The sequence below is a fragment of the Nostoc sp. UHCC 0252 genome (assembly GCF_034931145.1).
Classification (GTDB): Bacteria; Cyanobacteriota; Cyanobacteriia; order Cyanobacteriales; family Nostocaceae; genus Nostoc.
Genome location: NZ_JAYGHE010000143.1, coordinates 1 through 6,371, shown reverse-complemented (window position 1 = coordinate 6,371; position 6,371 = coordinate 1). Strand labels below are relative to the sequence as shown.

Genomic DNA, 6,371 nt, shown 5'->3' with positions numbered 1-6,371 from the left:
AAATACTTCTGGTTGTTAGTCAAAATAGGCTTAGTCATTAGTCACTTGTACTGAGCGTAGTCGCTAGCGTTGACAAATGACAAATAACTAAAAACGCCACCAAGTTCTTTGGGCATAACTGATCAGCCCGATTGCGATCGCCCCTAGTAGCAGTAGCACAATTATTCCACCTGGAATAAAAGTGAGAATACCAAAGCCTCTCAGTACCCAGACAGCGACGCTAACACCCAGAAGCATACCAAAAATCTGGATTAATCTACGATTTAAAGAAGATTGACTCACTTAATTTTCCTCTCAATTCAACAGACACTACACTTGATATTGACAATTAAAATATGAAGTTACGATGAAGTTGCTGTTTGATCAGAATTAACACGCAAAAATTAAGAAATGCGATCCAGATGTTGGGATAAGTTGCTTGATATTTAGATCGTGTTTGTGCCATTCTAGCCATAAAAACTTAGTTTTTCATTTATCAATATTCTTATTATCAAGACCAGTTAAGTATCAATTATGTTAATTGTGATAAGAACTACAGCTTTTACAGTAAAGTAACTGAAATAATTACCGAAAACTCACCCTTTCCGGAAAGGATAGGTATTACACTGGAACTAAAATTTAATGGGTTGGATGTAAATCAAGTTTTAGAGCTTGTAGTTTCAACTTTATTTAGGTGGATGAGTTGAGGAGTAACTAAAATGATCATGTCTGCGTCTCATATCTCAGACTCAATTATTGCAGGTTCAGATATGACTTGGAGTCAAGATAAGCAAAAGTTGCTGGTACAGGGTGAAATTTTAGTAGAAACGCGATCGCACAAAGCTTGTGGTGGCGCGGTGACAGCTTGGATGTATTTGCCAATGGTGCGATCGCAAGTTTGGCATCAATTAACTGATTATCCCCGGTGGGTGCAATATTTTCCTGATATTACTAAAAGCGAGATATTACACAAAGGCGAAGCTAAACGGTTGTATCAAGCAGCACAAAAAGCTTTTTTCTTTTTCACGGCTCAAGTTGAAATTTACCTCAACGTTGTAGAAGTGCTGGGGCAACAAATCCAATTCCGTATGGAAAAAGGAAGTTTTGAGGATTTTAACGCCTATTTAGAACTCAAAGATTGTGGTAATGGGACGTTGCTTGCTTATACTGTGCAAGCTACACCTCTGATTCCCATTCCATCAATTTTCATTCAACAAGCGATGAATTTTGAGTTACCCGCAAATATGCGTAAAATGCGACAAGTAATTTGTAAACCTCAGTAATAATCTCACTGGCAAAAGCTATTTTGGAATTTTGGTTTGAGTTTTTGCAACGACAAAGTTCGATATTTTAGGGCAACTTACTGCAAAGACGCTTTCTTCTTTATAAGAATAGAAAGCGTCTTTATATTTTACTGGTGAAAAATTTTATTGCTTAAATGTCATTGCGAGCGAAGCGCGACAATCGCAAAGTCTCTGGGATTGCTTCGCTTCGCTCGCAACGACAGAACATATCATATTTATTCACACCCATCTACTTATCAATGTCCGGTTAAATAATTGTCATTGCATTGTCCTTGGCGTTCCACTTCGTTGCATTCGCAATAACATATCACAAGTAATTTGCCGGACATGATATAGCGATCGCAAGTGTGAAGTTGAGACATATCGCCATAGCAGAAATTTGCCGCAATCGTTGCTATGCTGCGACTATAGTTAAAATAGCCTGCATCAGTGCCTCTGGCTCAATTGGTTTAGAAATATGCTGTTGAAATCCGGCTGCTAGTGCAACTTGTCGATCAATCTCTCCTGCGTATGCAGTAAGGGCGATCGCTGGAATCCCGCCGCCGCGATCGGGTGACTGCTTTCTAATTTGACGAATTAGTGCGTAGCCATCCATATCGGGCATCCCGATATCACTGATTAGCAAATCAAATTTTGCCCGTCCCAAACTGCTCAGAGCTTCAGTAGCTGATTCGGCTTCAGTCACTTGCGCCCCGTACTGTTCTAGCAGGAAAGCGATGAACTCCCGCGAATCTTTATCATCATCTACAAGCAACGCTTGCAATCCATCAAGATTAAAGTCTGAGCGATTATGAAACGCAGTATTGTCTTGATTCAGTTTTGCCGCAGCGATCAGTGGAAACTTGACTATAAACGTTGCTCCGTGACCTTCTCCAGAGCTTGCTGCCTGGACAGTTCCTCCATGCAGTTCCACCAGATGACGCACGATCGCTAACCCTAACCCCAATCCTCCAAATCTTCGGGTTGTTGTCCCATCAGCCTGGCGGAAGTAGTCAAACACATAAGGGAGAAAGTCACCAGAAATTCCCATACCAGTGTCGCTGATAGTAATTTGGGTGTATTCCGAAGCACAAGTATTTACTTCATCCATCCCTTTAACTTCAGCCTTCATCCTTTCTAACCGCACCTCTACTCGACCGCCCTGTGAAGTAAATTTAATAGCGTTGGAAAGTAGATTCCAAACAATCTGTTGCAGGCGACCAGAATCACCCAACACTTGCCCAACATTCGGTTCAAATTTTGTTTGAATTTGAATGGATTTAGCTTCAGCAGCAAGCCGCACGGTTTCTAGGGCAGCTTTGATAGTAAAAGTTAGGCTGACTGGAACTGTATTCAAACTCAACTTGCCTTGGAGAATGCGCGACACATCGAGCAGGTCTTCAATTAGTTGCGCTTGTAGTTTGGCGTTGCGCTCGATCGTTTCGAGTGCATACTGGGTTTTGGCTGCATCCTGCTGGCGTGTTTGCAAAATTCTTGCCCATCCCAAAATCGGATTTAGGGGCGATCGCAATTCATGAGACAGCACTGCCAAAAACTCATCTTTAATCCGATTAGCTTGTTGCGCTTGTTCAGTTTGTTGTTGCAAAGAAACCATCAGCCGATTGAGGTGTTCGTTCTGCTGTTGCAGCAAGGCTGACGATCGCTTCCGTTCAGTGATATCAGATAAAATGAAAACAGCACCTGTGAGATTTCCCTGCCCATCAAATACCGGGTCGATGGTTTTGGCAAACCACCGTTCTGTAGACTGAAATTCTAGAACTTGGCGTTGGTGAGTTTCTTTAAGACGGCGAAAGCAAGCACCATCCCCAATTCCCAATTCTGCGCCCATCAATTCATGGTGAACACAACCTAATATTTCATGGGCGGGCTTGCTAAAAAGCTTCATCATCGCTCGATTGCAGCGCAGAATGATCCCTTTACCGTCTACCAGACATACGCTGTCCTTGATCGAGTCAAAGGTGGTTTGCCACTCCCGTGCTGAGGATAAAGCAGCTTCTTCCGCTCGGCGAATTCGTAGCAGCGATCGCACCGTAGCAAGCAGTTCAATGGGTTCAACTGGTTGCACCAGATAAGCATCAGCACCACTGTCTAAGCCTTCTGCTTTATCCTGACTTTGAATAAAACTTGCAGAAAGGTGTAGCACGGGAATAAAAGCAGTTTCAGGATTTGCTTTAATTTGGCGACAGACTTCAAAGCCACTGATATCCGGTAATTTGACATCCAAAATTACCAGAGTAGGCTGATGTTCAGCTACAGCCTTTAATCCTGCTGTTCCCGTTGCTGTTTCCACAACGGTAAAGCCTGCATTGTGCAAAATTCGGTTCACAATGTAACGATTGGCTTCATTATCATCAACGTGCAAGATGATAACCCGTGGCTCAGACATGACTTTGCCCACAAGGATCTAGAACAAGCCCAGCTTTGAGCAGCGCATCTTGAAGTTGGGCATAGGCGCGTAGCGGTGAGGGGGTCGCAGTCTTGGCGGTTCCCGTCGATTGCGAACCCCCGAACCCGGAGGGCTTGTCGTCAGACATCGCCGCCTTTTGAGAACCTGTTTCTTTGGAAAGAATAGCGATGCTTTTTTTTGCTAATTGGCTCTGTGTGTCTGCATCCAGTTGGGCAGAGGAGTAGATAATTACAGGAATCGACTCAGTGACAGAATTGCTCTTAAGCTGCTTGAGGACATCAAAACCGCTCAACTCTGGCATCTCCAAGTCAAGCACGATCGCGTTAGGTTGCTCTTGTTGTGCCAAATTTAATCCTTCCCATCCGTTCATGGCTTCTACAATACTCAATTGCGTATTTATTAACAACTGTTTCACCAAATACCGATAGGCGGGGTCATCGTCAATTAACAAGATTTTTTGAGGCTTGTTCTGATTAATTAGCGTATTAAGTTTATTCAACAACTGTAATCTGTCTACCGGCTTAATTAAGAAACCGTTGGCTCCTAGCGCTAGTGCTTGCTTCTCGTTATCAATGATAGTAATAACCAGTACAGGTATATTACAGGTAGTTTCATCTCCTTTGATTTCTCGCAAGAACGTCCAGCCGTTTTGCCCTTCTAGCATAATATCTAGCATAATTGCCGCCGGTTGAAGTTGTTGTAAGGCAAGCCTAGCCTGAGCTAAAGTCCGGGTCGCAATTAATTGATAGGTTGACTCCTGAAGGTGCTTTTCATAAATAAATAGGGTTTCTGGATGATCTTCAACCGCCAGAATCGGCAGGCGAGCTGGTTCAAGTGATGCGATCGGTTGCAGTCGGATGGGAAATTCAGTTGCATAAGGGTAGATGATCGGAATCGATGCTGTAAAAGTGGAGCCTTGAGCCAACTGACTTGTAACTGAAACGCTGCCGCCAAGTAGCTCCGTTAGCTTGCGCGATAAAGGCAATCCTAAGCCGGTTCCCTTCACTTGCTTTTGCAGAGAAGACTCAATTTGGACAAAATCCTCAAAAATGCGTTCCACATCGGCTGGAGCTATGCCAATACCCGTATCGGACACAGAGAAAATTACGGTATGACCCATTTGCACAGCAGTTACACGCACTTCTCCCTGCTCGGTAAATTTCAGGGCATTGGAGATAAAATTTCTCAGAATTTGTGCGATTTTGCCCTCATCGCTATATATTTGTCCAACGCCGTCAGGTTCCTCAACAATCAGCGTTACAGAGGAGCCTTGAACCAATAACGGGCGCAGCATTCCCCGCAGTGTGGCAAACAAGTCACTGACTTCAAAGGAACTAGGACGCACTTCAATTTTTCCAGCTTCCACTTTTGCCAAATCTAGCAAGTCGTTGACCAGTTCTGATAATGCGCTTGCTGCCTTTTGGATGAATGTCACCTGCTTTTCTTGCTCGACGGACAAATCGCCATCCATTCGTGCCAGGAGCATCCGAGATAAGGAGAGAATCGAGTTGAGCGGTGTACGAAACTCATGACTCATATTTGAGAGAAAGCGGGTTTTTAGCTCGTTTGCCTTTTGTAGAGAGTCTGCCTTCTCATCCAGTTCTGCGTAGAGGGCAACAACACCACGATTGGTATCTTCCAGTTCGCGGTTGAGTTGGGTTAGTTCTTCCTCGCGCTTCCGTAGCTCTGCCATTGCCCGCAGTAATTCCTGGTTTTGTCGCTGGATCTCTTCATAGGGATTTTGGGGCGATCGCTCAATCACGCTTTCTCGAATTTGCTGCAATTGCGAATCGGTGAAATTAGGTGTGCGCTTCGACAACCTTTTGCTCATTACCACCGTTGTTCCCTCTCCCGGCAGCGATTCCATTTCAAAGAAATCCATCAGCTTGCGGCTACCCATGATGCCTAGCCCCATTCCGGTGTTAGAGGTGTAGCGTCCTGCCAAAACATCTTCCAGATGAGGAATGCCCCGACCCCGATCCTGAATCTGAATCAGAAACTCTTGAGGTTCTCCTGCCACAGAAAATTCAACGGTTCCACCTTTGGCATACTGAAAGGCGTTACGGGCAATTTCTGAAACTGCCGTTGCCAATCGTGCTTGATCTTGAGCATCAAAACCCAATTGCTCTGCAATCTCACGAGTTCGTTGCCGAGCTTGCACAACATCTTGTTCGTACTGCATTTCGAGGGTGAAAATAGTCGTCATATCAAGTCCGGTTAATCACTTATGATTAGAACCAAATTAAATGAGTAATGAGTGGATTATTTTTTATTTTTCTTTTAATTTGTTGATTGAAGTTGTTAATATCTTAATAATTATTTCATTCTCTTCTATCAGATTTTGAAATTTTGATTTTGACACTAATTCTGATTTTATCATTATTTTTATCCAATAAAGGGTTTCATTGGCTTCCTTTAAGGCTATAGAATACTTATTGATAAAGTCTTTATTTGATTGTGCATATTTAGCTTCTGAACAGTTTGCACCTATTGATGTTCCGCTTTTTAAAAATTGTTTAGACAAGATTTTGCCAGCGTCGTCAAAAGGTCTTTTATTTAGCTCAGAATAAGCTTTGACAACTCTTATTGCAAAATTTTCTGTTCTTTCTTGAATACTGATATTTCCGTTACAATTAATCACGAGTAAAAAAGAATGCGATAATTCAATTTTACTTTATGAG

The 6,371-nt window shown here is 43.1% G+C and carries 5 protein-coding genes; 1 reads left to right on the top strand and 4 read right to left on the bottom strand.

The window, feature by feature from the left end:
• Positions 1–87: 87 nt before the first annotated feature.
• Entirely contained in the window at positions 88–282 is a 195-nt protein-coding gene (locus tag VB732_RS35115) for a hypothetical protein (RefSeq protein WP_323235422.1), read from the bottom strand.
• Positions 283–704: 422 nt separating this feature from the next.
• Here VB732_RS35115 and VB732_RS35110 point away from each other — a divergent pair, with 422 nt between their 5' ends.
• Positions 705–1,262, top strand: a complete 558-nt coding sequence (locus VB732_RS35110) for an SRPBCC family protein (RefSeq protein ID WP_323235423.1) — start codon at positions 705–707, stop codon at positions 1,260–1,262.
• A gap of 415 nt (positions 1,263–1,677) precedes the next feature.
• Here VB732_RS35110 and VB732_RS35105 read toward each other — a convergent pair whose 3' ends face one another.
• The 3 genes from VB732_RS35105 to VB732_RS35095 all read right to left on the bottom strand — a co-directional run bounded on the left by VB732_RS35105 (position 1,678) and on the right by VB732_RS35095 (position 6,331).
• Positions 1,678–3,669, bottom strand: a complete 1,992-nt coding sequence (locus tag VB732_RS35105) for a response regulator (protein WP_323235421.1) — start codon at positions 3,667–3,669, stop codon at positions 1,678–1,680.
• On the bottom strand, positions 3,662–5,896 hold the full coding sequence (locus VB732_RS35100; RefSeq protein WP_323235420.1) for an ATP-binding protein: 2,235 nt from the start codon (positions 5,894–5,896) through the stop codon (positions 3,662–3,664). The genes VB732_RS35105 and VB732_RS35100 overlap by 8 nt, the downstream gene beginning before the upstream one ends.
• A gap of 63 nt (positions 5,897–5,959) precedes the next feature.
• Positions 5,960–6,331: a four helix bundle protein gene (locus tag VB732_RS35095; RefSeq protein ID WP_323235419.1), complete on the bottom strand. Its 372-nt coding sequence runs from the start codon at positions 6,329–6,331 to the stop codon at positions 5,960–5,962.
• Positions 6,332–6,371: the final 40 nt, after the last annotated feature.